The organism is Streptomyces sp. NPDC055243 (assembly GCF_044544025.1).
Taxonomy (GTDB): Bacteria; Actinomycetota; Actinomycetes; order Streptomycetales; family Streptomycetaceae; genus Streptomyces.
The window spans coordinates 519,453-545,900 of sequence record NZ_JBITWR010000002.1; the positions used below are offsets into that span (position 1 = coordinate 519,453).

23 protein-coding genes are annotated in these 26,448 nt (G+C 70.9%); 12 read left to right on the plus strand and 11 right to left on the minus strand.

The window, feature by feature from the left end:
* The first annotated feature begins 136 nt into the window (after positions 1 to 136).
* From ACIGXX_RS07195 to ACIGXX_RS07205, 3 genes are all read left to right on the plus strand, one after another.
* Complete coding sequence (locus tag ACIGXX_RS07195) at positions 137 to 496, plus strand: hypothetical protein (protein ID WP_399973488.1); 360 nt, start codon at positions 137 to 139, stop codon at positions 494 to 496.
* A 246-nt stretch (positions 497 to 742) separates the two neighbouring features.
* The gene (locus ACIGXX_RS07200) at positions 743 to 2,467 is read left to right on the plus strand and encodes an alpha/beta hydrolase (RefSeq protein ID WP_399974348.1); all 1,725 of its coding nucleotides are present in this window, start codon (positions 743 to 745) and stop codon (positions 2,465 to 2,467) included.
* A 768-nt stretch (positions 2,468 to 3,235) separates the two neighbouring features.
* The gene (locus ACIGXX_RS07205; protein WP_361461923.1) at positions 3,236 to 4,066 is read left to right on the plus strand and encodes an inositol monophosphatase family protein; all 831 of its coding nucleotides are present in this window, start codon (positions 3,236 to 3,238) and stop codon (positions 4,064 to 4,066) included.
* Here ACIGXX_RS07205 and ACIGXX_RS07210 read toward each other — a convergent pair.
* On the minus strand, positions 4,002 to 4,598 hold the full coding sequence (locus ACIGXX_RS07210; protein WP_351159047.1) for a hypothetical protein: 597 nt from the start codon (positions 4,596 to 4,598) through the stop codon (positions 4,002 to 4,004). The two genes, ACIGXX_RS07205 and ACIGXX_RS07210, sit on opposite strands and share 65 nt — an antisense overlap.
* Positions 4,599 to 4,696: 98 nt before the next feature.
* On the opposite strand from ACIGXX_RS07210, the gene ACIGXX_RS07215 reads away from it, so the two are divergent.
* The 3 genes from ACIGXX_RS07215 (at position 4,697) to ACIGXX_RS07225 (ending at position 8,257) form a co-directional block, all read left to right on the plus strand.
* Positions 4,697 to 6,106, plus strand: coding sequence for a phytoene desaturase family protein (locus ACIGXX_RS07215; protein WP_399973492.1), 1,410 nt, complete (start codon positions 4,697 to 4,699; stop codon positions 6,104 to 6,106).
* A 142-nt stretch (positions 6,107 to 6,248) separates the two neighbouring features.
* The gene (locus ACIGXX_RS07220; RefSeq protein WP_366461849.1) at positions 6,249 to 7,730 is read left to right on the plus strand and encodes a DNA-3-methyladenine glycosylase 2 family protein; all 1,482 of its coding nucleotides are present in this window, start codon (positions 6,249 to 6,251) and stop codon (positions 7,728 to 7,730) included.
* Between the two features lie 26 nt (positions 7,731 to 7,756).
* Positions 7,757 to 8,257: a methylated-DNA--[protein]-cysteine S-methyltransferase gene (locus ACIGXX_RS07225; protein ID WP_351159393.1), complete on the plus strand. Its 501-nt coding sequence runs from the start codon at positions 7,757 to 7,759 to the stop codon at positions 8,255 to 8,257.
* 50 nt (positions 8,258 to 8,307) lie between these two features.
* Here ACIGXX_RS07225 and ACIGXX_RS07230 read toward each other — a convergent pair whose 3' ends face one another.
* Complete coding sequence (locus ACIGXX_RS07230; protein WP_351159053.1) at positions 8,308 to 8,799, minus strand: NUDIX hydrolase; 492 nt, start codon at positions 8,797 to 8,799, stop codon at positions 8,308 to 8,310.
* 76 nt (positions 8,800 to 8,875) lie between these two features.
* Positions 8,876 to 9,937, minus strand: coding sequence for an ADP-ribosylglycohydrolase family protein (locus ACIGXX_RS07235; protein WP_351159055.1), 1,062 nt, complete (start codon positions 9,935 to 9,937; stop codon positions 8,876 to 8,878).
* A gap of 369 nt (positions 9,938 to 10,306) precedes the next feature.
* On the opposite strand from ACIGXX_RS07235, the gene ACIGXX_RS07240 reads away from it, so the two are divergent.
* Positions 10,307 to 11,458: a glycerate kinase gene (locus ACIGXX_RS07240; protein WP_399973497.1), complete on the plus strand. Its 1,152-nt coding sequence runs from the start codon at positions 10,307 to 10,309 to the stop codon at positions 11,456 to 11,458.
* A 412-nt stretch (positions 11,459 to 11,870) separates the two neighbouring features.
* Here the strand turns inward: ACIGXX_RS07240 and ACIGXX_RS07245 are convergent, their stop codons facing one another.
* The gene (locus tag ACIGXX_RS07245) at positions 11,871 to 13,070 is read right to left on the minus strand and encodes a helix-turn-helix domain-containing protein (protein ID WP_351159061.1); all 1,200 of its coding nucleotides are present in this window, start codon (positions 13,068 to 13,070) and stop codon (positions 11,871 to 11,873) included.
* A gap of 263 nt (positions 13,071 to 13,333) precedes the next feature.
* Between ACIGXX_RS07245 and ACIGXX_RS07250 the strand changes: the two genes are divergently transcribed.
* The 5 genes from ACIGXX_RS07250 to ACIGXX_RS07270 are packed head-to-tail and all read left to right on the plus strand — an operon-like array spanning position 13,334 to position 18,248.
* Positions 13,334 to 14,146, plus strand: coding sequence for an ABC transporter ATP-binding protein (locus ACIGXX_RS07250; protein WP_351159064.1), 813 nt, complete (start codon positions 13,334 to 13,336; stop codon positions 14,144 to 14,146).
* Between the two features lie 32 nt (positions 14,147 to 14,178).
* Positions 14,179 to 14,991 (plus strand): ABC transporter ATP-binding protein, encoded by an 813-nt coding sequence (locus tag ACIGXX_RS07255; protein ID WP_399974352.1) that lies wholly within the window; start codon positions 14,179 to 14,181, stop codon positions 14,989 to 14,991.
* Positions 14,988 to 15,878: a branched-chain amino acid ABC transporter permease gene (locus ACIGXX_RS07260; protein WP_351159067.1), complete on the plus strand. Its 891-nt coding sequence runs from the start codon at positions 14,988 to 14,990 to the stop codon at positions 15,876 to 15,878. The genes ACIGXX_RS07255 and ACIGXX_RS07260 overlap by 4 nt, the downstream gene beginning before the upstream one ends.
* Positions 15,871 to 16,986, plus strand: coding sequence for a branched-chain amino acid ABC transporter permease (locus ACIGXX_RS07265; protein WP_383817613.1), 1,116 nt, complete (start codon positions 15,871 to 15,873; stop codon positions 16,984 to 16,986). The genes ACIGXX_RS07260 and ACIGXX_RS07265 overlap by 8 nt, the downstream gene beginning before the upstream one ends.
* Complete coding sequence (locus tag ACIGXX_RS07270) at positions 16,983 to 18,248, plus strand: ABC transporter substrate-binding protein (RefSeq protein ID WP_351159069.1); 1,266 nt, start codon at positions 16,983 to 16,985, stop codon at positions 18,246 to 18,248. Before ACIGXX_RS07265 ends, ACIGXX_RS07270 begins: the two co-directional genes overlap by 4 nt.
* A gap of 92 nt (positions 18,249 to 18,340) precedes the next feature.
* On the opposite strand, the gene pssA is transcribed toward ACIGXX_RS07270, so the two are convergent.
* The 7 genes from pssA to ccrA all read right to left on the minus strand — a co-directional run bounded on the left by pssA (position 18,341) and on the right by ccrA (position 26,089).
* The gene (gene pssA, locus ACIGXX_RS07275) at positions 18,341 to 19,195 is read right to left on the minus strand and encodes a CDP-diacylglycerol--serine O-phosphatidyltransferase (protein WP_351159072.1); all 855 of its coding nucleotides are present in this window, start codon (positions 19,193 to 19,195) and stop codon (positions 18,341 to 18,343) included.
* Positions 19,182 to 19,838, minus strand: a complete 657-nt coding sequence (locus ACIGXX_RS07280) for a phosphatidylserine decarboxylase (RefSeq protein ID WP_160508247.1) — start codon at positions 19,836 to 19,838, stop codon at positions 19,182 to 19,184. Before ACIGXX_RS07280 ends, pssA begins: the two co-directional genes overlap by 14 nt.
* A 169-nt stretch (positions 19,839 to 20,007) precedes the next feature.
* Positions 20,008 to 21,213 carry an acyl-CoA dehydrogenase family protein gene (locus ACIGXX_RS07285; RefSeq protein WP_351159076.1) on the minus strand — a complete coding sequence of 402 codons (1,206 nt, stop codon included), beginning with the start codon at positions 21,211 to 21,213 and terminating at the stop codon, positions 20,008 to 20,010.
* Positions 21,214 to 21,215: 2 nt separating this feature from the next.
* Entirely contained in the window at positions 21,216 to 21,743 is a 528-nt protein-coding gene (locus ACIGXX_RS07290; protein WP_351159079.1) for a MaoC family dehydratase, read from the minus strand.
* Position 21,744: 1 nt separating this feature from the next.
* The gene (locus tag ACIGXX_RS07295) at positions 21,745 to 22,710 is read right to left on the minus strand and encodes a CoA ester lyase (protein ID WP_351159082.1); all 966 of its coding nucleotides are present in this window, start codon (positions 22,708 to 22,710) and stop codon (positions 21,745 to 21,747) included.
* Positions 22,707 to 24,734, minus strand: a complete 2,028-nt coding sequence (locus ACIGXX_RS07300; RefSeq protein ID WP_351159084.1) for a protein meaA — start codon at positions 24,732 to 24,734, stop codon at positions 22,707 to 22,709. Before ACIGXX_RS07300 ends, ACIGXX_RS07295 begins: the two co-directional genes overlap by 4 nt.
* Before the next feature lie 17 nt (positions 24,735 to 24,751).
* The gene (ccrA, locus tag ACIGXX_RS07305) at positions 24,752 to 26,089 is read right to left on the minus strand and encodes a crotonyl-CoA carboxylase/reductase (protein WP_351159087.1); all 1,338 of its coding nucleotides are present in this window, start codon (positions 26,087 to 26,089) and stop codon (positions 24,752 to 24,754) included.
* Positions 26,090 to 26,448: the final 359 nt, after the last annotated feature.

The following is a 26,448-nucleotide window of genomic DNA, read 5'->3' on the forward strand; positions in this document are numbered from 1 at the left end:
GACCCGAAGCGACCGGCAGGCCGAGTCGCCGCGCGCACCCGGTGGACTCAACCTGAAGGCATGGAAGAGCGCGCGCCCGGCCAGGCGCCCTCGCCCGCGACCGCGCCTGAGGCGGCTCCGGCCCGTCGCCCGGGTCGTGGCCGTGCTGTGCGTGGCGGTCCTCGCCACGACGGCCACGGCGCGCGGCACCGTCCTCAGCTCCGGCTTCCACCAAGGCGTACTGAAGGACCAGCACGCCTACGACCGCCTCTACCACGAGGTCCTCGTCGACCCGCGGAGCCTCCCGGTCGCCCGCGCCCTGCTGGGACGCCTGCCGGTCCCGGAAGCCGCGGTGACGTCCAACCTGAAGATCGTGCTTCCCCCGGAGACCCCGGTCCTCGACCGGGTGCACGACTGCGAGCGGCAGCGCGGGAGGCCGGTGAACTTCGTGGCCGTCGACTACCTGACGATCGGCGATGCGCGGGGCGCGGTCGATGCGCTGAACGCGGAGCGCTGAGCGTTAAGGGAAGGGGGGCGGGGCGCGGGGATGTGGAGTGGGGCGCTTACGTAGGGTTTGCGAGGTATGAGGGGCCGGGTGAGCATGAGGTGGCGGTGCCCCCGCGCGCCCCGCCCGGCGACATCCGTCACCGGAGGGCCGCGCCGGACCTCGGAGCTGAGGCGGTTGGCGAAGAGCATTCCCGGGCGAGCGGGCGGAGCGGAATCCGGCCGGGCGGGCGGTTGGCGGCGGACTCTGCGGGAGGGGGTGCGGCGCGGCGGGGCGATCGTCAGGAAGCCGTACTGGGAACGGCCCGGCCCCGCCTACCTCGTCAGACGCTGGCCGGACCTCACGGGCGCCTGCTTCGGCACGGTCTTCTTCTGGCTCTCCCTCACGCCCTCCCTCGTGCCCCGTCCCTGGCTGCTGCAGGGCGTAGTCGGCGGGATCACCGCGGCCATCGGCTACGGTCTCGGCTCGGTCGTCAGCACCCTGGTCCGCGCGCTGCTGCGATGGCGGCCGAGCGAGAAGGCACGGGCACATTTCTGGCAGGCGTACTGGGTCCTCGGTCTTGTCCTCACCGTGTGGCTGATCGCCGAGAGCGACCACGCGCAGCGCCGCCTGCGCGAGCTCCAGGGGCTGCCGCCGTCGATGGCCTGGCACACGCCGGTCATCATGCTGATCGCCGTCCTGCTCTGGGCCCTTTTCCTGCTGGCGGCCCGTGGCATCCGGCTGGGGGCGCGCAGGCTGATCCGCGCCCTGCACCGGTTCGTCCCGCTGCCCGTGGCCATCGGGCTCGGCGTCGCGCTCAGCGCGCTGCTCGTCACGATCGGGCTGCGTGACGTCGTCTTCCAGCGCGGTGTCATCGACCTCGCCGACCGCATCGCGTACGCGACGAACGGCGGCACCAAGGAGGGCATCCGCCGGCCGACCTCGCCGCTGGTGTCCGGGGGTCCCGGATCGCTGCTGCGCTGGCAGGACCTGGGGTTCCAGGGCCGTAACTTCGCGGGGTCCACGCCGACGAAGGAACAGATCACGCGGTACACGGGCAGGCCCGCGAAGGATCCCGTGCGGGTCTACGTCAGCGCGTCGGCGCCGGAGGCCTTCAGCAGCCGGGACCCGTTCGAGGCGAAGGCGCGGCTGGCGGTGGAGGAGCTGGAGCGGACGGGAGCCTTCGACCGGGACGTGCTGGCCATCGCGGGGACCACGGGGACGGGGTGGGTCAACGCCGACATCAGCGAACCCCTGGAGTACATGCACGACGGTGACACGGCCATCGTCGCCGTCCAGTACTCCTACCTGCCCAGCTGGGTCTCCTTCCTCGTCGACAAGGAGCGTGCGGCGCAGGCCACGCGCCGGCTCGTCGACGCCGTCCTGGCGAAGTGGTCCGCCCTGCCCGAGGACGACCGGCCCAAGCTGGTCGTGACCGGGGAGAGCCTGGGCGGATTCGCGATCGAGTCGTCGTTCGACGGTGTGGACGATCTGCTGGCCCGGACGGACGGGGCGCTGATCGTGGGCACGCCCAACTTCGCCCCGATGTCGCAGGAGATCCGCGATCACCGGGACGCGGGGAGCCCGGTCTGGCGCCCGCTGTACGAGGGGGGCCGGAACGTGCGGTTCGCGCAGTTCCCCGAGCGGGACCTGAAGCGGGCGGGGCCGGGGGTGGGGTGGGGGCATCCGCGGGTGGTCTATCTCCAGAACGCGTCCGACCCGGTGGTGTGGTGGTCGTCCGACCTGCTCCTGCACCGTCCGCAGTGGCTCCGGAGCCCCCTCGGCCCGGACGTCACCCCGGCGATCCGGTGGTTCCCCGTCGTCACCTTCTGGCAGACGTCGGTCGACATGGCGGTGTCGTACGGAGTCGAGGCCCCGCACGGCCACCGGTACGGGGCGGGGCCGGTGGACGGGTGGGCGGCGATTGTTCCCCGGGAGGGGTGGACGGGGGCGGACACGGAACGGTTGCGACGGCATGTGGAGGAGCGGGATGCGCCGTACTGAGGGGCGGGGCCGGGTCCGTCTGCGGGACGGGACGGTGCGCGTTCCCGGCTGCCGGGCGCCCGGCGTGCTGCGGGGCCCGTTCGGTGGTGGGTGTGGTGCCGTGCTGGTTTGTCCGTCCTTGCTGTCGTCGGGTGATCGGGGTGCGGGTTCTGTGGGGCTGGTCTGTGGGTGGGTGTGGTGCCGTGCTGGTTTGTCCGTGCTCGCTGTCGTCGGGTGATCGGGGTGCGGGTTCTGTGGGGCTGGTCTGTGGGTGGGTGTGGTGCCGTGCTGGTTTGTCCGTGCTCGCCGGCGTCGGGTGATCGGGGTGCGGGTCCTGCGGGGCCGGTCCGTGTGTGGGTGCGGGGCCGTGCCGGTATGTCCGTCCTCGCTATCGTCCGGTGGCCCCTTGGGTGCTGCGGCCCCGGAGTGCCGCGAACCGTGCTCCGGGCGGACATACCGGCACGTCCCCTCCCGAGCGCTGCCGACTGCGGACGCCGGGGTTGATCTCCCTGCCCACCCCCGGTCGGTACGCTCCCCCCCCCACCCCGCCCACCCATCCCTTGACACCGCGGGGCAATCGGGCGGGTGGGCGGGGAAGGTCTGTTCGTTGCGGGCAAGGCTGTGGGGGGAACGGTGGGTGGGTGGGAGAGGGCCGTTCTTGCAGGTGAGGCCGCGGGGGATGAGGTACGGGCGAGGCCCAGGGGCCAGGCCACGTGGGATTCATCTCGAATCCATCCCCCGTACCGCCGGGCCGTACGGATTGTCAGTCCGGCGTGCTCTCATGGATGCATGATCGAAGCGATCGAAGACTTTCTTGTACGTGGCGTCCCCGACGTCGAAGAAGCTCTCCGCAAGGCCGCCGCGGCCGAGGTCATGCCGCGGTTCCGGCAGCTCGCCGAGGGCGATGTCGTCCAGAAGAGCGGGCCGCACGACCTCGTGACGGTGGCCGACCGGCTCGCCGAGGAGCACCTGACCGCCGCCCTCACCACCCTGCTCCCGGGCTCCGTCGTCGTGGGCGAGGAAGCCGTGCACGCGGACCCCTCGACGTACGAGGCGATACGGGCCGACGCGCCGGTGTGGATCGTCGACCCGGTGGACGGCACCCGGCAGTTCGTGCACGGTGACCCCGGATTCTGCATGCTGATCGCGCTGGCGTGGCGCGGAGAGGTGCTCGCCTCCTGGACGTACGCCCCGGCGCTGGACGAGATGGCCGTGGCGGTGCGCGGCAAGGGCGCCTGGCTGGACGGGGAGCGGCTGGTGGCCGGCTCGCCCGGCGAGGTCATCGAAGTGGCGACGTCGCACCCGGACTTCACCACCCCCGAGCAGAAGCGCGCGCTCCTCGGCCTGCGGGTCGACGGCGTCGCGCCGCGGCCCTGCGGTTCGGCCGGGCTCGAGTATCTGGCCATCGCCAGGGGGGAGTTGGACGCGGTCGCGTTCTCCTGGGAGCTCGCCTGGGACCACGCGGCGGGGCTGCTGCTCGTGGCCGAGGCCGGAGGCGGCAATCTGACCGTCGCCGGAGAGCCCTTCCGGATCGAGGGCGGGAACGCGCTGCCGTTCACGGCCGCCCGGGACGCCGCCACGGTCGACCGGGTGGTGGCGTTGCTGTCGGCCGCAGCCTGATCTGCGGGGCACCGCGCGGCTCGAAGTTGAACCGCACGGTGGTGACCTCGAACTCCGTGACGGTCCCCACGCCCGGCCAGTCCGCAGGGGTGAGCGGCAGATGCCCCAGGTCCACGAAGCCGACGATCGGCAGCCCCAGATCGACGAAGAGCCCGGTCCGCCCCGGGCCCCACGGCAGCTCGCTGACCGTGCCGGTCAGCCGGGTGCCCTGCGGAAGTGGGCCATCCGTTTCCGCCGCCGTGGTGTGTCGGCTGTGGCGGGCGTGTCGCCACGCGGCATCGAACTCCGCTTCGGACACCGGCTCCCCACCGTCGACGGGGCCGTCCAAAAGTACGCCGTATCGCGCCTCGTAGAGTTGCGCCCCCAGCGGCTCGAACTCGTCGAGAGCCCAGGTCAGTTCGGTGCGCGAGGCCGCCACGGACGCCGCTCCGAGCGGGTCGGTGAAGGACGCCTGACGTACGGCGATCCCGTCGGAGCCCGTCTCGAACCAGTCGTCGGAGCCCGCGTCAGCGCGGCGGATCCAGTACGTCACCCGTCAGAGGCTACCCGCGCCCACGGCGCTGTCGGTGGCCCGGCCTATCCTGGGCGGCAGAGGCCATCGGCTGACAAAGGAGTCCGAAGGTGCCGTCGATGCTTGATGCCGTCATCGTGGGGGCGGGACCGAACGGTCTGACCGCTGCCGTCGAGCTGGCCCGCCGCGGCTTCTCGGTGGCCGTGTTCGAGGCCAAGGAGACCGTCGGCGGCGGGGCGAGGACCGAGGAGCTGACGCTTCCCGGGTTCCGGCACGACCCCTGTTCCGCCGCACATCCGCTGGGCGTCAACTCGCCCGTGTTCCGCACCATGCCCCTCGACCGATACGGCCTGGAGTGGCTCCAGCCGCAGCTGCCCATGGCGCACCCCTTCCCGGACGGAAGCGCCGCCGTGCTGTCCCGGTCCGTCGCCGAGACGGCCGCCTCGTTCGGGCCGCGCGACGCGGGGGCGTACCGCAGGCTCATCGAGCCCTTCGTGAGCAAGTGGGACACGCTCCTGCAGGACTTCATGGCGCTGCCGTCGACCGCCCTGCCGCGCGACCCCGTGACCCTCGCCCGCTTCGGCCTCGCGGGGCTCCCGCCCTCCACCTGGCTGATGCGGCGCTTCCGGGACGACCGGGCCCGCGCCCTGTTCTCCGGGCTCGTCGCCCATGTCATCGCGCCGCTCGGCGGACTCGCCACCGGCGCCGTCGGCATGGTCTTCGCGCTGGCCGCACACGCCCGCGGCTGGCCGGTGGCCCGGGGCGGCTCGCAGTCGATCTCGGACGCGCTCACCGCGTATCTGAAGGACCTCGGCGGCGCGGTCCACACGGACTACGAGGTCAAGCGGCTCGACGACCTGCCGCCCGCGCGCGCGTACATCTTCGACACCTCGCCCACCGCGCTGGCCCGGATCGCGGGTTTGGGGCGGAGCTACGAGAACTATCGCTACGGCGCCAGCGTCTTCAAGATCGACTACGCCCTGGACGGGCCCGTCCCGTGGACGGCGAAGGAGGCCCGCGAGGCGGGCACCGTGCAGATCGGGGGCAGCAGCGCGGAGATCGACGCCGCGCTGCACGCCGCGTCCCGCGAGAACCGCGCGCCGGACCCGCCGTTCTTGATCACCGTGCAGCCCAGCGTCGTCGACCCCTCCCGCGCGCCCGCGGGCAAGCAGGTCTTCTGGGCGTACGGCCATGTGCCCAACGGCTGGGACGGCGATCTCACCGACGCGATGGAGCGCCAGATCGAGCGCTTCGCGCCCGGCTTCCGCGACCGCGTCCTGGCCCGCGCCACCTCGGGCCCGCCGGAGCTGGCCGCGCGCAACGCCAATTACGTGGGCGGCGACATCGCCTGCGGCGCCGCCAGCGGAATCCAGCTGCTGCTCCGCCCCAAGATCTCCCTCTTCCCGTACGGCACCGCGCACCCGGCGGTCTTCATCTGCTCGTCCGCGACACCGCCAGGACCCGGCGTGCACGGCATGTCGGGCCACAACGCCGCCAAGGCCGTCTGGCGCAAACTCCGCACGCCCTGAGGGCCGGGCCCCACGCCCCCCCACGTCCATGTCGGATTCTCGCCAGCCACCCCCACCCGCCATGCCCGATCCTTGAGCCATGCCCACCGTCCCGCACGCCGCGGTCACCACCACCGGCACCACGACCCCGCCGCCCCCCTCGATGCACACCGACGCCGAGCGCTGCGTACGGGCCGTGCAGTCGAAGGACGCACGGTTCGACGGGTGGTTCTACACCGCCGTTCTGACCACCCGCATCTACTGCCGCCCCAGCTGCCCCGTCGTCCCCCCGAAGCCCGAGAACATGAGCTTCTACCCGAGCGCGGCAGCCTGTCAGCAGGAAGGGTTCCGGGCCTGCAAGCGGTGCCGACCGGACAGCAGCCCGGGCTCGCCCGAATGGAATCAGCGCGCCGACCTCGTGGCCCGCGCGATGCGCCTCATCGCGGACGGAGTCGTCGACCGCGACGGAGTCCCCGGCCTCGCCACCCGCCTCGGCTACAGCACCCGCCAGGTCGAGCGCCAGCTCCTCGCGGAGCTCGGCGCGGGCCCTCTCGCCCTGGCCAGGGCCCAGCGCGCCCAGACCGCCCGCCTCCTCATCGAGACGACCCCCCTGCCCATGGCGGAGATCGCCTTCGCCGCCGGCTTCTCCTCGATCCGCACCTTCAACGACACCGTCCGCGAAGTCTTCGCCCTGGCCCCCAGCGAACTACGGGACCGCGCTCCGAAGGCCACCAAGCAGACATCGGCTCCCGCCGTCCCCGGCACCTTCTCGCTCCGCCTCCCCTTCCGCGCCCCCCTCAACCCCGACAACCTCTTCGGCCACCTCATCGCCACCGCCGTACCCGGCGTCGAGGAGTGGCGCGACGGTGCCTACCGCCGCACACTCCGCCTCCCCTACGGCCACGGAGTCGTCGCCCTCACCCCCGCCCCCGATCACATCGCCTGCCGCCTCAGCCTCACCGACATGCGCGACCTCACGATCGCCATCAGCCGCTGCCGCCGCATGCTCGACCTGGACGCCGACCCGGTCGCCGTGGACGCCCAGCTGAGCGCCGACCCGCTGCTCGCGCCCCTGGTGGCCAAGGCGCCGGGCCGTCGCGTGCCGCGCACGGTCGACGAGGCGGAGTTCGCCGTACGCGCGGTACTGGGCCAGCAGGTCTCCACCGCCGCCGCCCGCACCCACGCCGCACGCCTGGTCACCGCACACGGCGAGCCGATCGACGACCCCGAGGGCGGCCTCACCCACCTCTTCCCCACGCCGGAAGCCCTCGCCGCGCTCGACCCGGAGGCACTCGCCCTGCCGCGCAGCCGCCGCACCACCCTGACCACGCTCGTACGTCACCTCGCCGACGGATCACTCCGGCTCGGCGTGGAGAGCGGCTGGGAGGAGGCCCGCGCCCGGCTCACCGAACTGCCCGGCTTCGGACCCTGGACGGTCGAGGTCATCGCGATGCGGGCGCTCGGCGACCCCGACGCCTTCCTCCCCACCGACCTCGGTATCCGGCGCGCCGCACAGGAGCTCGGCCTCCCGCACACCCCGGCGGCACTGACCGAACGGGCAGCGGCCTGGCGCCCCTGGCGGGCGTACGCGGTCCAGTACTTGTGGGCGATCGACGACCACCCCATCAACAGCATCCCGGCGTGACAGCCCCCACCGCGAAGGACAGCACCATGCACCGCCAACACACCCTCGTCGACAGCCCTTACGGCCCCCTGACCCTCGTCGCCACCGACGGCGTCCTCAGCGGCCTCTACATGACGGAGCAGCGCCACCGCCCACCCGAGGAGACCTTCGGCGACCGCGACGCGGGGCCGTTCGGGGAGACGATCAGCCAGCTGGAGGCGTACTTCGCGGGCGAGTTGACGGAGTTCGACCTGCCGATGCGCCTCGACGGCACGCCGTTCCAGCGCACCGTCTGGCAGCAGCTCCAGCTGATTCCGTACGGTGAGACCCGTTCGTACGGTCAGCTCGCGGCCCTGCTGGGCAAGCCCAACGCCTCACGCGCGGTCGGCCTGGCCAACGGCAAGAACCCGATCGGGGTCATCGTGCCCTGCCACCGGGTGATCGGTTCGGGCGGGTCGCTGACCGGCTACGGCGGCGGACTCGACCGCAAGCAGCGCCTGTTGGCCTTCGAGGGCGCAGCGACGAGGAGCGAGGATGCCCTCTTCTGAACCTCAGGGCGACGGGACGAGGGACCCAGGGGCCCAAAAAACGCGGGCAGTCAGCCCACCCGCACCCCGTTCTCCAGCTCCGCAGGACCCGTCCCCGCATCGAGCACCTCCAGCCCGGCCCGCACCCGCAGCCCCAGCTCGCCCGGCAGGAACTCCGCGAGGTCCTCGCGGGCCACGAGCCGCCAGGAGAGCAGCTCGGCCTCCTGGAGCCTGATCGACTTCAGCTGGTCGGCGTCGAGCACTCCGCCGTCGTACAGATAGGCGACCAGCGGCGGCCGCGTCGAACCCGGCACCCAGTCCACCGCGAGCAGCGCCCCCAGCCGGACGTCCAGGCCGATCTCCTCGGCGGTCTCGCGGCGCGCCCCCTGCCGCGGTGTCTCGCCCTCGTCCGACTCGATGGTGCCGCCGGGCAGGGCCCACCCCTCGCGGTAGTTGGGCTCGACGAGCAGCACACGGCCCTCGGCGTCCCGGAAGAGCGCGGCGGCCCCGGCGATGATGCGGGGGAGGCCCGCGATGTACGTGGCGTAGTCCTGAGTGGTCACGTGAAAAGGGTAGACGCGCCGCCGGACCGAGCCGGTGGCCCGAGCGGATCCGACCAGCGGGAGGAGCCCGCCCCGGCTACCCCTCCGCCAACTCCACGGTCCTTGCCGCGAGTTCGGAGATCCTGGACCCGTCGAAGCCGAACACCGCACTGCGCACCCGGTCTTCGAGGGGGTCCCGCCACTGCGCGGGAATCGCCTTGGCCCCGCACAGCACCCCCGCGACGGACCCCGCGGTCGCGCCGTTCGAGTCGGTGTCGAGGCCGCCGCGCACCGTCAGGGCGATGGTGCGGGTGAAGTCGCCTTCCCCGTACAGGAGTCCGGCGGTCAGGACGGCCGAGTTCGGAACCGCGTGGATCCAGCCGAGCCCGGAGGTCTCCGCCTCGGCGGTGGCCAGCGTCTCCTCCCAGCCGAGCCCGGCCTCGTGCAGGGTGACGACCCGGCGCACCGTACGGGCGAGCCGGCAGCTCGACGGGATCACGCCGAACGCCGCCTCCAGCGCGGCCCGCGGCGTGCCCGCGGTGAACGCGGCCGCGACGAGCGCCGCCGCCCACATCGCCCCGTAGACGCCGTTGCCGGTGTGCGAGAGCGCCGCGTCGCGGCGGGCGAGGGAGGCGGCGCGGCGCGGGGCGCCGGGGTTCGTCCAGCCGAAGATGTCGGCACGGATGAGGGCGCCGATCCACTCCTGACAGGCGTTCTCGTACGTCGCGGTGAGCGGCGGCTTGAGACCGTTCGCGAGATTCCGGTACGCGGCGCGCTCGGCGGTGAACGTCTGGAGATAGGGAAGGCGCAGCAGCCACAGCTCGCCGACCTGTTCGGTGCTGAACGCGAACCCGTGCGTCTCCAGGAGGTGCAGTCCCAGGATCGCGTAGTCGACGTCGTCGTCACGGCAGCTGCCGTGCACCCCGCCGCGCACGCACTGCTGCCACTCGGGCCTCAGCTGGAACTCCTCGACCCAGGAGGGTGGTTCGGGCAGATAGTCGGTGAGTGGCAGCGCGTCGGCCTGCCGCAGGTAGCGCTCGATGCGCTCACGTGTCCAGTAGTCGCCCCGCTCGATGGGCTTGCCGAGCATGTTGCCCGCGATCCGCCCGATCCAGCCGCCGAGGACGCGGTCGGCGAGTTCCGTATGTGCTGGGGTCATGCCTCCGGTCTACCGAATTCGGGGCGCTTGTGCGCGGTCAACGCGACCGGTTCGGCGCGGAGCGCGAGACGTTTGTCTGGTTTTCGATCAGATGCACATTCTTGGGGGTGTCCGTGACGCGGCATGCGGCCGTGACGGCTGGCGCGCGGCCGTGAGGGCCGTCGCGCGTCCGCGCCCCCTTCGCGGCCACTGATCGATCATTTCCGTGATCGCGGTGCGCCGCTATAGATGGTTTTACGCTGATTTAAAGGGGAGATCCGAGGCTCCGAAATGCGGGCGGCCATGGGCAGGCGGCCCCTCCTGCGGTTATGGTCGCAGCGGCGCGACTGCCTTGACGCGAGCAAGGCCCGGAAAGCAAGGGGATCCAAGGTGGCGGACGCTGCTGGGACGGCGGGGCATGTGCTCATCGCCGCGGACAAGTTCAAGGGCTCACTCACGGCCGTGCAGGTCGCGGAGCGGGTGACGGCCGGGCTTCGCCGCGTCGCCCCGCACGTGGAGGTCGAGGCCCTGCCGGTGGCCGACGGCGGGGACGGCACGGTCGCCGCGGCGGTCGCGGCCGGTTTCGAGCGCCGTGAGGTGCGGGTGACGGGACCGCTCGGTGACGAGGTCACCGCCGCGTACGCGCTGCGGGACGGGACCGCCGTGGTGGAGATGGCGGAGGCCTCCGGCCTCCAGCTGCTGCCCGAGGGAGTCTTCGCGCCGCTCACGTCCACGACGTACGGATCCGGGGAACTGCTGCTCGCCGCGCTCGACGCGGGCGCGCGGACGATCGTCTTCGGCGTCGGCGGCAGTGCGACGACGGACGGCGGGGCCGGAATGCTGGCCGCGCTGGGCGCGGTCTTCCTGGACGTGGCGGGGGAGCCGGTGGCGCCGGGAGGCGGCCCGCTGGCCTCGCTGGCCACGGCGGACCTGTCCGGGATCGACCGGCGGTTCGCCTCGGTGGACCTGGTCCTCGCCAGTGACGTGGACAACCCGCTGACCGGACCGAAGGGCGCTCCGGCGGTCTACGGCCCGCAGAAGGGGGCGACCCCGCAGGACGTGGCCGAGCTGGACGCGGCCCTCGCGCACTTCGCGAAGGTGCTCGCCGAGTCGGTCGGCCCCTCTGCGGCCGAGTACGCCGAGTCCCCGGGAGCCGGAGCGGCAGGCGGCATCGGGTACGGCGCTCTCGTCGGGCTCGGCGCGAGCTTCCGCCCCGGTATCGAGGTCATGCTGGACGTCCTCGGCTTCGCCCCCGCCCTCGCGCGGGCGTCGCTGGTGATCACGGGGGAGGGCTCGCTGGACGAGCAGACCCTGCACGGCAAGGCCCCCGCGGGCGTCGCGGCGGCGGCCCGCGAGGCGGGCGTCGAGGTCGTGGCGGTCTGCGGCCGCCTGGCCCTTCCGGCGGAGGAGCTGGGCAAGGCGGGCATCAGGCGGGCGTACGCGCTCACCGACGTGGAGCCGGACGTGGCCCGCTGCATCGCCGAGGCGGGGCCCATCCTGGAAACGGTGGCGGAGGGCATCGCCAGGGACTTCCTGAGCTAGACGTGGCCCGGGGGCGTGGATTCCCCCTCCTGGCCGGTGGGGGGCTGGCCGCGCAGTTCCCCGCGCCCCTGGGGGGCTTGGATGCTGGCCGGGCTTGGTTCGCATGCCCCGGCCGGTGGGGGTTGGTCGCGCAGTTCCCCGCGCCCCTTACGGGGCCCGGTGCTTGGCTGAGTTCAGCGATGCGCCGCGGGCCGGTGGTGGCTGGTCGTGCAGGTCCTCGCGCCCCTTACGGGGCCCGGTGCGATTCCCCCCGGCCGGTCTGGTCGTGCAGTTCCTCGTGTTCCTTACGGGAGCCGCCCCCCTCAACGCCGGACGGGATGGGATTTTCAGCCCGTCCGGCGTCTGAGGACGAACTCGGCGGAGCCGGTGATCGGCGGCGCGCAACGCCACCGGGGGCGGAAAAGACCCCGCCCTAGCCCGGCGCCAGCCGGTACGCGTCCAGGGCCAGCGTCATCTCCATCAGGTCCCGTGGACGCGCCAGCGACCGTGACGTCAGCTGTTCCAGGCGCCGCAGGCGGTTGAACACCGTGTTCCGGTGGCAGTACAGCCGCCCCGCGGCCCGCCCCGCCGACCCCTCGCACAGCAGCCACGCGTCCAGCGTCTCCAGGAGCACCGCCCGGTCGGCCGGCTCCAGGGCCAGGACCTCGCCGAAGACGTCCGACACCAGCCGCCCCGCCAGCTCCGGCTGGCTCACCACCAGAGCCGTCGGCATCCGCTGGTCGAGCCGCACGATCCCGGTCGCGTCCGGCGCACACGTACGCAGGGCCAGCTCGGCGAGGCGCCGCGCGTGCCCCAGCTCGGAGAGCCCCGCCACCACCGGGCTGATGCCGCCGGGCCCGGGGCACCGCCCGTCCAGCGCGGCGGCCAGCTCGTCCAGGCCCTCCTCCGCGCCGAGCGCCACCACCCCCACCTCCCGGTCCGTCCGCATCCGCCAGACGAAGCGGAACCCGGCCCGCTGGATCTGCCGGTGGAACGCGGCACGCCCGTCCCGCCGCTCGGCGCGCAGCACCACCACCGCGTACGGCCCGCGCTCCGGCAGATCGAGCCCCGCGGCCACCTGCGCGGCGAGCCCGGGGGCCGACTGGCCCTCCAGGAGCGCGTCGAGCAGCGCCTGCAGCTGCTCGTCGGTGCGGCGCCGCAGCTCCATCTCCGTCGCCCGGTAGGCGTCGGACGCCGCCGCGGCCTGCGCGTCGACCGCCGACCACACCATCGTCGCCGACCGCATCAGGACCGCCAGCTTCTCCGGGTCCTGCCCCACGGCGCCTTCGAGCAGCGAGTCCCAGACCAGATAGCCCGCGTTGCGGTACGAGTGCACCACCAGGTCGAGCGGAAGACCCTGCTGGGCCCTGCGCCGCCCGGCCTCCTCCGCGTACTCCAGATCGCGGCGCGGCGACGCGCGGGGCGCCGAGATCGTCTCGATGCCGATCCGCATCGCGTCCTCCGCCTCCCGCCACTGCTGGTCGTACGGCAGCACGCGTGCGTACACCGGCGAGTGCTCGAAGAGCTGGCGCAGATGTTCGTCCACCAGCTCGGGGATGCGGGGGAGCAGCGCCACGCACGCCTCCTCGAGCACCTTCCAGTCGTGGCCTGTCCGAGGCCTGCGTCCGCTCATGGATTTCTCCCCCGTCGCCGCTGCCCGCCGTGCCTCCGTGCTGCGGAGGATGCCACTGCTCGGCCACCCCTGGCAGGCCCCTGACACGGGGTGTTGTGCCCGTGCACAACGGGTGGCCGGTCCCGCTGGTCACCCGCAGCGATTCGGACACAGGCCGTGGACGGGCGGGCGCGGCGGTGCTGTTGTGAGCGCCACGCGGAGGGCCGTGCGGGGCGGGCGGCCGAGCGCCATGAGCAGGGCAGGCGGAGGACAGGGGGTCCCAGGTGGGTGGTTCCGGACTGGTCGTACAGGACGCGTCGGTCGGATACGGACCGGTGCGCGCACTGCGCCAGGTGTCGCTCGAAGTGCCGGACGGTGCCGTCGTCGCGGTGCTCGGCGGCAACGGCGCGGGCAAGTCGACGCTCCTGCGCGCCATTTCACGCACCCTCGCGTTTCACCGGGGTGCGCTCACCACCGGCTCCATCCACTTCGGCGGGCGGCGCATCGACGGGCTGCACGCGGACCGTGTGGTCGCCGCCGGAGTCTCCCAAGTGCCGGAAGGAAGAAGGGTGTTCGCCCGGATGACCGTCGCCGACAACCTGCGGGCGGGCGCGCTCGGCTCCGCGGGGAGCCGGGCCGCGAAGGCCAGGGCGCTGGACCGCGTCCACGAACTCTTCCCCGTGCTCGCCGAACGCGCGGGCCAGCGCGCCGGGCTCCTCTCGGGCGGCGAGCAGCAGATGCTGGCGGTCGCCAGGGCGCTGATGGCCTCGCCGAAGCTGCTGCTCCTGGACGAACCCTCCCTGGGACTGGCTCCGTTGATGGCGGCACGCATCGCCGACACCATCGAGGAGATCAACACCCAGGGCACCGCCGTCCTCCTCGTCGAACAGAACGCCGCCCTCGCGCTGCGCCTCGCATCACGTGCGTACGTCCTGGACGTGGGCGAAGTGGCACTCGCCGGAGCGGCGGACGAACTGTCCGCGTCCGACGAGGTGCGCCGCCGCTACCTCGGCGTGGTCGACGAGGCCGCCGCGGCCGACGCCTCGCGCGGCGTCAGCGCGCTGCCCGTGCTGCGGCGATGGGCGGGCCGACGGTGACCGAGGACCGCACGGCGCCCGACACGCCGCCCATGAACCCCGTCGACCCCGAGGACCTCGTGGGCCGGGGCGACGTACCCGCCCTGGAGGTGCGGGAGTTGACCGTCCGGTTCGCGGGGCTCACCGCGCTCGACGCCGTCAGCTTCACCGTCCGGCCCGGCACCGTGCATGCCGTCATCGGACCCAACGGCGCGGGGAAGTCCACCTGCTTCAACGTCCTGTCCGGCGTGTACCGCGCCTCCGGCGGCAGCGTCCGCTTCGGCGAGCACGAGCTGACGGCGATGCCTCCGCACCGCATCGCCGACCTCGGCGTCGCGCGGATCTTCCAGAACCTTGCCCTGCCGCCGCGCGCGACGGTCGCCGACAGTCTGATGCTCGGCCGGCACCGGCTGACCCGCACGGGGTTCGTCGCCGCGGGACTGCGCCTCCCGTCGGCCGCGCGCGAGGAGAGCCTGCACCGCGAACGGGTGCGCGAGATAGCGGCGTTCGTGGGGATAGAGCGCCAACTGCACGCTCCTGCGGGCTCCTTGCCGTACGGGCAGCAGAAACTCGCGGAACTGGCCCGCGCCTTGTGCATGGAGCCGCGGCTGCTCCTGCTCGACGAGCCGGTGGCGGGCATGACCGCGGACGAGCGCCGCCGCACGGCGGCCGTCATCGCGGGCGTCCGCGACAGCCTCGGAATCTCGATCGTCCTGGTGGAACACGACATGGGGGTGGTGATGCGGCTCGCGGACGCGGTGACCGTACTGGACTTCGGCCGGCGCATAGCGGACGGCGCACCGGCGGCCGTGCAGAACGACCCGGCGGTCGTGCGCGCGTACCTGGGAGAGGAGGCCACCTCATGACCACCTTCGTCGAGCTTCTTCTCAACGGGCTCTCGATGGGCTCCGTCTACGCCCTGATCGCCCTCGGCTTCGTCGTCATCTTCCGGGCCACCGAAGTCGTGAACTTCGCGCACGCCTCGCTGCTCCTGGCGGGCGGCTACATCACCGCGATCCTCCACGACGACATCGGCTTCTGGCCTGCGCTGCTCGTCGGCATCGCGGGCGCCGCCGTCGTCGGCGCGGCCATCGAGTTCCTCGTCATGCGGCGCTATCGCGGCTCCGACCACAGCGTCCTCGCCATCGTCACCATCGGCGTCGACATCCTGCTCACCACCGAGCTCACCCGCCGCCTGGGCACGGACGTGCTCTCGCTCGGCGACCCCTGGGGCGACTCCGTGCTCACCATCGGGTCGATCTCCATCGCGCACACGCGGATCGCCGCGTTCGTCGCCGCCGCTCTCCTGATCACCGTGTTCCTGCTCGCCTTCCGCTACACCTCTTGGGGCGTGGCGATGCGCGCCGCGGCGGAGAGCCCGGAGACCGCCGCCCTGATGGGTGTGCGCCTGGGCCGGGTCTCGCTCGGCGCCTGGGCGGTGGCGGGCGGACTCGCCGCCGTTGCGGCGCTCTTCCTCACCGTCTTCCCGACCCCGGGGCTCGAACGGGCCACCTCGCTGGCCGCGTTGAAGGCGTTCCCCGCCGCGATCCTCGGCGGCCTCGACTCCACCACGGGCGCGCTCGTCGGCGGGCTCGTGGTAGGCGTCACCGAGTCGCTCGCCACCGGCTACCAGAGCGAACTGACCTTCCTGGGAAGGGGGTTGGGCGATCTCGCGCCCTACCTCGTGATGACCGTCATCCTCCTCATCCGGCCCGCCGGACTCTTCGGCACGAAGGAGCTCGCCCGTGTCTGAAGTCCTGGCCCGCGGCCGGGAGCTGCGCTCCCGAGGCCGTACGAGGCTGACGCGCCCGCGGACGTACGTCTGGCTCGCGGGAGCCGTGGTCCTGCTCGCCCTGCCCTTCTACCTCGACCGCTTCTGGCTCCAGGCGGGCCTGTTCGCCATGGCGGCCGCCATCGGCGCGATCGGCATCAACCTCCTCACCGGCGCGACCGGCCAGCTCTCCATGGGGCACGCCTTCTTCCTCGCGATCGGCGCGTACGGATACTGCGTCTTCGCGGGGGACGGCGATGACGGCCTGACCGGACTCGGCCTGCCCACCTGGATCGCGGCCGCCCTCGCGGTCCTCGTCGCGGGGATCGCGGGCGGGCTCTTCAGCCCCATCGCGGGCCGGCTGCGCGGCGCGTACCTCGGCATCGCGACCCTCGCCCTCATCTTCATCGGGCAGCACGTGCTCTTCAACGCCCACGATCTGACCGGCGGTTCCAACGGACGCGACGTACCGCCCCTGAGCGTCTTCGGCATCACCTTCGACGAGAGCGAACTCGTCGTGGCGGCCGTGCCGTTCGGGGCGTCGGAGAAGCTCTGGTACGCGGGGCTCGTCCTCCTCCTCGGCTGCGGGCTCTTCGCCCGCGGCGTGCTGCGCGGCCGGCCCGGACGCGCGATGAACGCCATCCGCGACCACCGCATCGCCGCCGGCGTCATCGGGGTGCCCGTCGCCCGCTACCGCGCGGGCGTCTTCGTCCTGTCGTCGATGTACGCGGGCCTCGCAGGCGTCCTGCTCGCCCTGGTCTTCCAGCGCACCGTGCCGGACTACTTCGGCATCACGCTGTCCCTCGAATACCTCGCCATGATCGTCATCGGCGGCCTCGGCTCGGTGGCGGGCGCGGTGGCCGGTGCGGCCGTCGTGTCCCTGCTGCCGCAGCTCCTGACCCGGTACAGCGACGCGCTGCCCCTGGTCTCGGCCCCCGGCAGTGGCGGGATCACACCGGGCGAGGCGTCCCGGTATCTGTACGGCGCCGCCGTCGTGGCGGTGGTGCTGTTCCTGCCCGGCGGCCTGGCCAGCATCGCCGCCCGGCGCACCAGGCCGACGTCCGGCCCAACTCCAGGGGAGGAACGATGAGTTCACGCACATTGAAAAGGGCCACCGCGACGGCGACGGCGCTCGCCGCGCTGCTTGCGGTGGCGGGTTGCAGCTCCAAGGCGGAGGACGACAAGGGCGACAAGGAGGGGGCGGGCGGGGTCAAGACCGGTGTCGGGGTCTCCGCCGACGCGATCACGCTCGGCGTGCTCACCGACATGACCGGTGTCTACGCGACCCTGGGCAAGAGCGTCACCCAGGCCCAGCAGCTCTACGTGAAGCAGACCAACGCCGACGGCGGCATCTGCGGCCGCAAGCTGAAGCTGACCGTCCGCGACCACGGCTACGACCCCCAGAAGGCGGTCGCCGGGTACACCGAGCTGGAGCCGGACGTCCTCGGCTTCGCCCAGTTCATCGGCTCCCCGTTCGTCGCCGCGGTCAAGCAGCGGGTCGACGGCAACAAGGGGCTCGTGCTGCCGCAGGCCTGGTCGGCGAATCTCCTCGGCAGCCCCTACGTCCGGGTCGTGGGCTCGACGTACGACCTGGAGACGATCAATGCGATCGACTTCCTGATGAAGGAGAAGGGCCTCAAGAAAGGCGACAAGCTCGGCCATGTCTATTTCGAGGGCGATTACGGCGAAAACGCGCTGAAGGGCTCGCAGTACATGGCGAAGAAATCGGGCCTCACCGTCGTGGAGCAGAAGATAAAGGCGACCGACAACGACATGACGGCCCAGGTCGCGGCCCTGAAGAAGGCCGGAGTGAAGGGTGTGGTGATCAGCGCGGGTCCGCGGCAGGCGGCCTCGCTGGTGGGTGTCGCGGCGGCCGGCAAGTTCGACGTCCCGATCATCGGCAACAACTCCGCGTTCGCGCCCCAGCTCCTGGGCACACAGGCGGGCCCGGCGCTCGCGAAGAACTACTACGTGGCCTCGCCGACCCTCCCGATCGGCGCGGACACCCCCGCCGCGAAGAAGCTGGTCGCCGACTACAAGAAGGCCTACCCCAAGGACGCCCTGGACAACGGCGTGACGGCCGGCTGGACCGCGGCGTCCGTCTTCGGAGAGGCCCTGAAGAAGGCCTGCGAGAGCAAGGACCTCACCCGTGAGGGCGTCGACAAGGCGCTCCTGACGATCGACTCGTACGACACGGGCTTCGGCGTCTCCCAGGACTTCACCGACCCCAAGGCGCCCTCCTCGAAGGAGAGCGTCATCCTGCGCCCCGACAAGGGCGTGACGGGCGGCATGAAGGTGGTCAGGGAGCCGGGCGCCGCTGAGGCGGCCGAGGGCTACACACCGGGCGCCTGAGCCGCACACGGCGTCCGGCCGACCCGCTCCGAGCAAGCCGAAGGGGCCCGAACCAAGTGGTTCGGGCCCCTTCGGGCTACGTACGGGAGCCGCTACGGCAGCTGTGCCGCCCGCGCCTCACGCCGGTTGTCCCGGAAGTTGTTCACCCTGCGCGCCGTGGCGAAGAGGGGGATCACCGCACCGAGGACGACCTGGAGCGCGCAGCCGGTCTGCAGGAGCAGCAGGCCGCCGGGGGCGTCGAACGCCCAGGCCGCGAGCAGCCCCATGGCCGCGACGATCCACGAGAGCATGGCCACCGCGAGGGGACCGCGCGGCTTGGGGTACTCGACGCGGCTGACCATGAGCCAGGCCGTGCCGATGATCGCCATGAGCGTCGCCCAGAAGGGCAGCTCCAGGAGCACGATCGAGACGACCGTGAGGGCACCGAAGGGCGATGGCATGCCCTGGAAGGTGCCGTCCTTCACGGTCACGCAACTGAACCGCGCAAGCCGCAGCACCACCGCGAGCAGCACGACGATCGCTCCGACCGCGGCGACTCTCTGGTGCGCGTCGTCGGCGACCATGCCGTAGACGAGCACGAAGTACGCCGGGGCCAGACCGAAGCTGATCAGGTCCGACAGGTTGTCGAGCTCGGCGCCCATCGGCGAGGACCGCAGCTTGCGCGCCACGAGCCCGTCGAAGAGGTCGAAGACGGCCGCGCAGAGCATCAGGATCACGGCGGTCGCGGCGGAGTGCCGCGCCATGCCGCTCTCGTTGCTGCCCTGCAGGTGCGGGATGAGGATGCCGGTGGTGGTGAAGTACACCGCCATGAACCCGCACGTGGCGTTACCGAGCGTGAGGGTGTCCGCTATCGAGAGGCGGAGTGAGAGAGGCATCTCCTCGTCGGCCTCGTCCTCGGCCGCCTCGGGCACCCAGCCCGCCTGTGTCTCTGGATCAACCACGGTCAATTCGAGTCACCCCAGCCACGGTCTTCTGACCGACCTCGACGTCCACGTCGACACCCTCGGGGAGATAGATGTCGACACGGGAGCCGAAGCGGATCAGGCCGATCCGTTCGCCTTGCTCCACCTTCGTGCCCTGCGGCACGTAAGGAACGATGCGCCGCGCGACAGCGCCCGCGATCTGGATCATCTCGATGTCACCGAGCTCGGTGTCGAAGTGCCAGACGACGCGCTCGTTGTTCTCGCTCTCCTTGTTGAACGCCGGGACGAACCCGCCGGGGATGTGCTCCACGGACGTCACCGTGCCCGCGAGGGGCGCGCGGTTGACGTGGACGTTCAACGGGCTCATGAAGATCGCGACGCGGGTACGCCCGTCCTTCCACGGCATGATGCTCTGCACCACGCCGTCGGCCGGGGAGATGACCCGGCCCTGGGCGATGTCGCGCTCGGGGTCGCGGAAGAACCACAGCATGCCCGCCGCCAGAGCGGTGGCAGGCACGGCCACGGCCGCGGCGCCCTTGGAGCGACGCGCACGCACGAGGCTGAGTGCCGCGGTGGCGACAGTCGGCAGGAGCCACGGCGATGCTCCGCGCGCAAGGCGTACGCCAGCGAGGCTGTCGCGTGGTGCAGAGGTTTGGCTGTGGGGCATGGATGACCTTCGTAGCGGATGATGCCGCGCATGAACGGGGGACGGCGGCTTTTTCCGGATGGTATCGGTTGCGAGCCACAACTGGGCAAGCCAGGAAGCGGAGTCGACGGCCGAAGAGTGTTGACAGGGTGTGACCTTCTTCTCGATGAAAACACCCCAAATCGGGCATCTAGCCCTGGAATCGATACTCTTCGAGCAGTCGCCGCCCAATGATCATTTTCTGGATCTCGGCGGTACCTTCGCCGATCAGCAGCATGGGAGCCTCACGGTACAGGCGCTCGATCTCGTACTCCTTCGAGAAGCCGTAACCGCCATGAATCCGGAACGCGTCCTCTACGACTTCTTTGCAGTATTCGGACGCGAGGTACTTCGCCATCCCTGCTTCGAGGTCGTTTCGTTCCCCGGAGTCCTTTTTGCGTGCTGCATTCACCATCATCGCATGGGCGGCCTCGACCTTGGTAGCCATCTCGGCCAGCTTGAACTGAATCGCCTGATGCTGAGCGATCGCCTTGCCGAAAGTGTGGCGTTGCTGGGCATATGAGACACCGAGCTCAAATGCACGCTGAGCAACACCGCAGCCACGCGCCGCGACATTCACGCGGCCGACTTCGACGCCGTCCATCATTTGGTAAAAACCGCGCCCGGTGGTCCCGCCGAGCACGCGATTGGCCGGAATTCGCAGTCCGTCCATGATGAGTTCGGTCGTGTCGACGCCCTTGTAACCCATCTTGTCGATCTTGCCGGGGATGGTGAGGCCGGGGCGGACCTCTCCGAAGCCCGGCTCCTTCTCCACGAGGAAGGTCGTCATCGACTTGTGGGGCGCCGTGCCCTCGGGGTGTCCTTCGTCACTTCGGCACAGAACGGCCACCAGCGTCGACGTACCGCCGTTGGTCAGCCACATCTTCTGACCGTTCAGGACGTACTCGTCGCCGTCCCTGACGCCCTTGGACGTGATCGCCGACACGTCCGAGCCGAGCGCGGGCTCCGACATGGAGAACGCGCCGCGCACCTCGCCGGCCGCCATGCGCGGCAGGAAGGTGTCCTTCTGCTCCTGCGTCCCGTGCTGCTTGAGCATGTAGGCGACGATGAAGTGGGTGTTGATGATGCCGGAGACCGACATCCAGCCACGCGCGATCTCCTCGACGCACAGTGCGTACGTGAGCAGCGACTCGCCCAGACCGCCGTACTCCTCGGGGATCATGAGCCCGAAGAGGCCCAACTCCTTGAGACCGTCCACGATCTGCTGCGGGTACTCGTCACGGTGCTCGAGCTCCGTGGCGACCGGAATGATCTCCTTGTCGACGAAGTCCCGGACGGTGGACAGGATCTCCTGCTGGACGTCCGTGAGGCCAGCGGTCTGCGCGAGTCGGCTCATGGCTACTTCTCCTGCGTCTTCTTCGCGGTGTCCCGCAGCTCCGGGCGGCCGGGCTGTTCGCCGCCGCGCTCCTTGATGTACGTCTCGGTGGGGACCATCACCTTGCGGCGGAACACGCAGACCAGCGTGCCGTCCTGCTTGTAGCCCTTGGTCTCCACGTAGACGATCCCGCGGTCCGACTTGGACTTCGAGGGGGTCTTGTCCAGGACGGTGGTCTCGCCGTAGATCGTGTCGCCGTGGAAGGTCGGCGCCACGTGCTTGAGCGACTCGACCTCCAGGTTGGCGATCGCCTTGCCCGAGACGTCCGGCACGGACATGCCCAGAAGCAGCGAGTAGATGTAGTTGCCCACGACGACGTTCTTCCCGAAGTCGGTCGTCTTCTCCGCATAGTTGCTGTCCATGTGGAGGGGGTGGTGGTTCATGGTCAGGAGGCAGAAGAGGTGGTCGTCGTACTCGGTGACCGTCTTTCCGGGCCAGTGCTTGTAGACGTCCCCGACGGTGAACTCTTCGTAGGTGCGGCCGAACTGCATGTCAGGCCTCCGGGATCTCGAACTTGGAGGTGCGCGTCATGCCCGCGGCGCGCCCCTTGCCCGAGATGACCAGGGCCATCTTGCGGCTGGCCTCGTCGATCATCTCGTCGCCGAGCATCGCGGAGCCCTTCTTGCCGCCCGCCTCGGAGGTGCAGTAGTCGTACGCGTCCAGGATCAGCTCGGCGTGGTCGAAGTCCTCCTGGGAGGGCGAGAAGACCTCGTTGGCGGCGTCGACCTGGCCGGGGTGCAGGACCCACTTGCCGTCGAAGCCGAGCGCGGCGGCGCGGCCCGCGACCTCGCGGTAGCCGTCGACGTTCTTGATCTGGAGGTAGGGGCCGTCGATCGCCTGGAGGTTGTTGGCGCGGGCGGCCATCAGGATCTTCATCAGGATGAAGTGGTAGGCGTCGGCCGGGTAGCCGGGCGGCTGCTCGCCGACGACCAGGGACTTCATGTTGATGGAGGCCATGAAGTCGGCCGGGCCGAAGATGATCGTCTCGACGCGGGGCGACGCCTGCGCGATCGCGTTGACGTTGTTCAGGCCCTGCGCGTTCTCGATCTGCGCCTCGATGCCGATCTTGCCGACCTCGAAGCCCATCGTCTTCTCGATCTGGGTCAGCAGGAAGTCCAGCGCGACGACCTGGTCCGCGGTCTGCACCTTCGGCAGCATGATGCAGTCGAGGTTCTGGCCCGCGCCCTCGACGACCGTGACCACGTCGCGGTACGTCCACTCGGTCGTCCAGTCGTTGACGCGCACGACCCGCGTCTTGCCCGTCCAGTCGCCCTCGTTGAGGAACTTGACGATGGTGTGCCGGGCCTCCGGCTTGGCCAGCGGCGCACAGGCGTCCTCCAGGTCCAGGAAGACCTGGTCGGCGGGGAGGCCCTGGGCCTTCTCCAGGAAGCGCGGGTTGGAACCCGGCACCGCCAGACACGAACGGCGGGGACGAAGGCGGTTGATGGGCGCGGTCATGCGGGGACCTCCAGAGGGTCGAGCTTGTTCGCTTTCCGGATCTCGTCGACGATACGGCCGATGATCTCGGTGATGCCGAAGTCCTTGGGGGTGAAGACGGCGGCCACACCCGCCGCCTTCAGGTCCTCGGCGTCGCTGTTGGGGATGATGCCGCCGGCGATGACGGGGATGTCGGGCGCACCCGCCTCGCGCAGGCGCACCAGCACGTCGGGCACGAGCTGCGCGTGCGAGCCGGAGAGGATCGAGAGGCCCACCGCGTGCACGTCCTCGGCGAGCGCGGCGGCCACGATCTCCTCGGGCGTGAGCCTGATGCCCTGGTAGACCACCTCGAAGCCGGCGTCACGGGCGCGCACCGCGATCTGCTCGGCCCCGTTGGAGTGCCCGTCCAGGCCCGGCTTGCCGACCAGGAAGCGCAGCTTGCCGGTACCGAGGTCGGCGGCGGTCTTTGCGACCTTGTCGCGGACGAGGGCGAGCGGCGTGCCCGCCTCCGCGGTGACGGCCACCGGAGCGCTGGAGACGCCCGTGGGCGCCCTGAACTCCCCGAAGACCTCCCGCAGGGCGCCGGACCACTCCCCGGTCGTCACACCGGCGCGTGCGCACTCCAGGGTGGCCTCCATGAGGTTGCCCGTGCCCGCGGCGACCTCCTTGAGCTTCTCCAGGGCCTTGCAGGGGCGCGGGTGGTTGAACGGCGGCTGGTAGCGGGTGTCGCGCCAGTGCTGGAGGGCGTTCACGACGCGGTTCTCGACCGCGGGGTCGACCGTCATGATCGCGGTGTCCAGGTCCGCGGTGAGCGGGTTCGGCTCGGTCGACTCGTAGGCGTTGACGCCGACGATCTTCTCCTCGCCCGACTCGATGCGCGCCCTGCGCTCGGCGTGCGAGGAGACCAGCTGCGACTTCAGGTAGCCGGACTCGACGGCGGCCATCGCGCCGCCCATCTGCTCGATGCGGTCCATCTCGGCGAGCGACTCCTCGACGAGGGACTCCACCTTGGCCTCGATGACGTGCGAGCCCTCGAAGATGTCCTCGTACTCCAGGAGGTCGCTCTCCAGGGCGAGCACCTGCTGGATGCGCAGCGACCACTGCTGGTCCCACGGCCGGGGCAGCCCCAGGGCCTCGTTCCAGGCGGGAAGCTGCACGGCACGCGCGCGTGCGTCCTTGGAGAGCGTGACGGCCAGCATCTCCAGGACGATGCGCTGGACGTTGTTCTCGGGCTGCGCCTCGGTCAGGCCCAGCGAGTTGACCTGCACGCCGTAGCGGAAACGGCGCTGCTTGGGGTTGGTGATGCCGTACCGCTCGCGCGTGATGCGGTCCCAGATGCGGCCGAACGCCCGCATCTTGCACATCTCCTCGACGAAGCGGACGCCCGCGTTCACGAAGAAGGAGATGCGGGCGACGACGTCACCGAACTTCTCCTCGGGCACCTGCCCGGAGTCGCGCACGGCATCGAGGACGGCGACGGCGGTGGACATCGCGTACGCGATCTCCTGCACCGGAGTGGCACCGGCCTCCTGCAGGTGGTAGCTGCAGATGTTGATCGGGTTCCACTTGGGGATGTGCGCCACCGTGTACGTGATCATGTCGGTGGTGAGGCGGAGGGAGGGCACCGGCGGGAAGACGTGCGTCCCGCGCGAGAGGTACTCCTTGACGATGTCGTTCTGCGTCGTCCCCTGGAGCTGCGTGATGTCCACGCCCTGCTCCTCCGCCACCACCTGATAGAGCGCCAGGAGCCACATGGCCGTGGCGTTGATCGTCATCGAGGTGTTCATCTGGTCCAGGGGGATGTCCTGGAACAGCCGCCGCATGTCGCCCACGTGCGAGACGGGGACGCCGACCCGGCCGACCTCACCGCGGGCGAGGATGTGGTCCGGGTCGTAGCCGGTCTGCGTGGGCAGGTCGAACGCGACCGAGAGGCCCGTCTGACCCTTGGCGAGGTTGCGCCGGTACAGCTCGTTGGACGCCTCGGCCGTGGAGTGACCGGCATAGGTCCGCATGAGCCACGGCCGGTCCTTCTGACGCTCTGTCATGTGCGAACCCTCAGCCCTCAGACGTTCCGGAAGCGGTTGATCGCGTCGATGTGCTTGGCCCGCATCTCCGGGTCGCGCACCCCGAGGCCCTCCTGGGGCGCGAGGGCGAGGACGCCGACCTTGCCCTGGTGGAGGTTGCGGTGCACGTCGTAGGCGGCCTGGCCGGTCTCTTCGAGGGAGTAGACCCGGGAGAGGGTGGGGTGGATCTTGCCCTTGGAGATGAGGCGGTTGGCCTCCCAGGCCTCGCGGTAGTTCGCGAAGTGCGAGCCCACGATCTTCTTCAGGGACATCCACAGGTAGCGGTTGTCGTACTCGTGGTTGTAGCCCGAGGTCGAGGCGCAGGTGACGATGGTGCCGCCCTTGCGTGTGACGTACACGGAGGCTCCGAAGGTCTCGCGGCCCGGGTGCTCGAAGACGATGTCCACGTCCTCGCCGCCGGTCAGCTCGCGGATGCGCTTGCCGAAGCGCTTCCACTCCTTGGGGTCCTGGGTGTGCTCGTCCTTCCAGAACTTGTAGCCCTCGGCGTTGCGGTCGATGATCGCGTCGGCGCCCATCGCGCGGCAGATGTCCGCCTTCTGCTCGCTGGAGACGACACAGATGGGGTTGGCGCCGCCGGCCAGGGCGAACTGGGTGGCGTAGGAGCCGAGGCCGCCGCTCGCGCCCCAGATCAGGACGTTGTCGCCCTGCTTCATGCCCGCGCCGTTGCGCGAGACCAGCTGGCGGTAGGCGGTGGAGTTCACCAGGCCGGGGGAAGCGGCCTCCTCCCAGCTCAGGTGGTCCGGCTTGGGCATGAGCTGGTTGGACTTGACCAGGGCGATCTCCGCGAGGCCGCCGAAGTTGGTCTCGAAGCCCCAGATGCGCTGCTCGGGGTCGAGCATCGTGTCGTTGTGGCCGTCCGAGGACTCCAGCTCGACGCTCAGACAGTGCGCGACGACCTCGTCGCCCGGGTTCCAGGCGTTCACGCCGGGGCCGGTGCGCAGCACGACGCCCGCCAGGTCGGAGCCGATCACGTGGTACGGCAGGTCGTGGCGCTTGGTGAGCTCGCTCAGACGGCCGTAGCGCTCCAGGAAGCTGAAGGTGGAGACCGGCTCGAAGATCGAGGTCCACACGGAGTTGTAGTTGACCGAGGAGGCCATGACGGCCACCAGGGCCTCGCCCGGGCCGAGTTCGGGCACCGGCACGTCGTCCAGGTGCAGCGACTTGCGGGGGTCCTTGTCGCGGGTCGCGAGCCCGGCGAACATCTCCGCCTCGTCCTTGTGCACGGTGATCGCGCGGTACGAGTCGGGCAGGGGGAGAGCGGCGAAGTCGGCGGACGTGGAGTCCGGCGACTGGATCGCGTCCAGGATTTCCTTCACGGTGATGCCTCCGGCGGATGGGGTCTCCCCTGCTCGAGCGAAGCCGAGAGCTTGGGGAAGCGGGCCCTCTAAAAAAGGGGAGCACGCTCTTGAGGGTTACGTCGGGTGCTGCTGGTGCAGGTGGTGGAGGTGTGCCGTCGGTTCGGCGAAGGGTGATGCTCGGCAGCGCTTGGTGTGGCGCGGGAGGTTGCCTGTGACGCAGGCGTCCGGGCGCTCGAGCCGTGGCTTGAGGGGACAGCCGGCGTACGGAAGTTCTCTGCACGCCGGCCGCCCGGACAACATCAACGTATGACACCGCGTGCCAGTCGGCAAGACACTGAGTGCCATCAATTTTTGATGGATGATCGATCAGTGCAGGT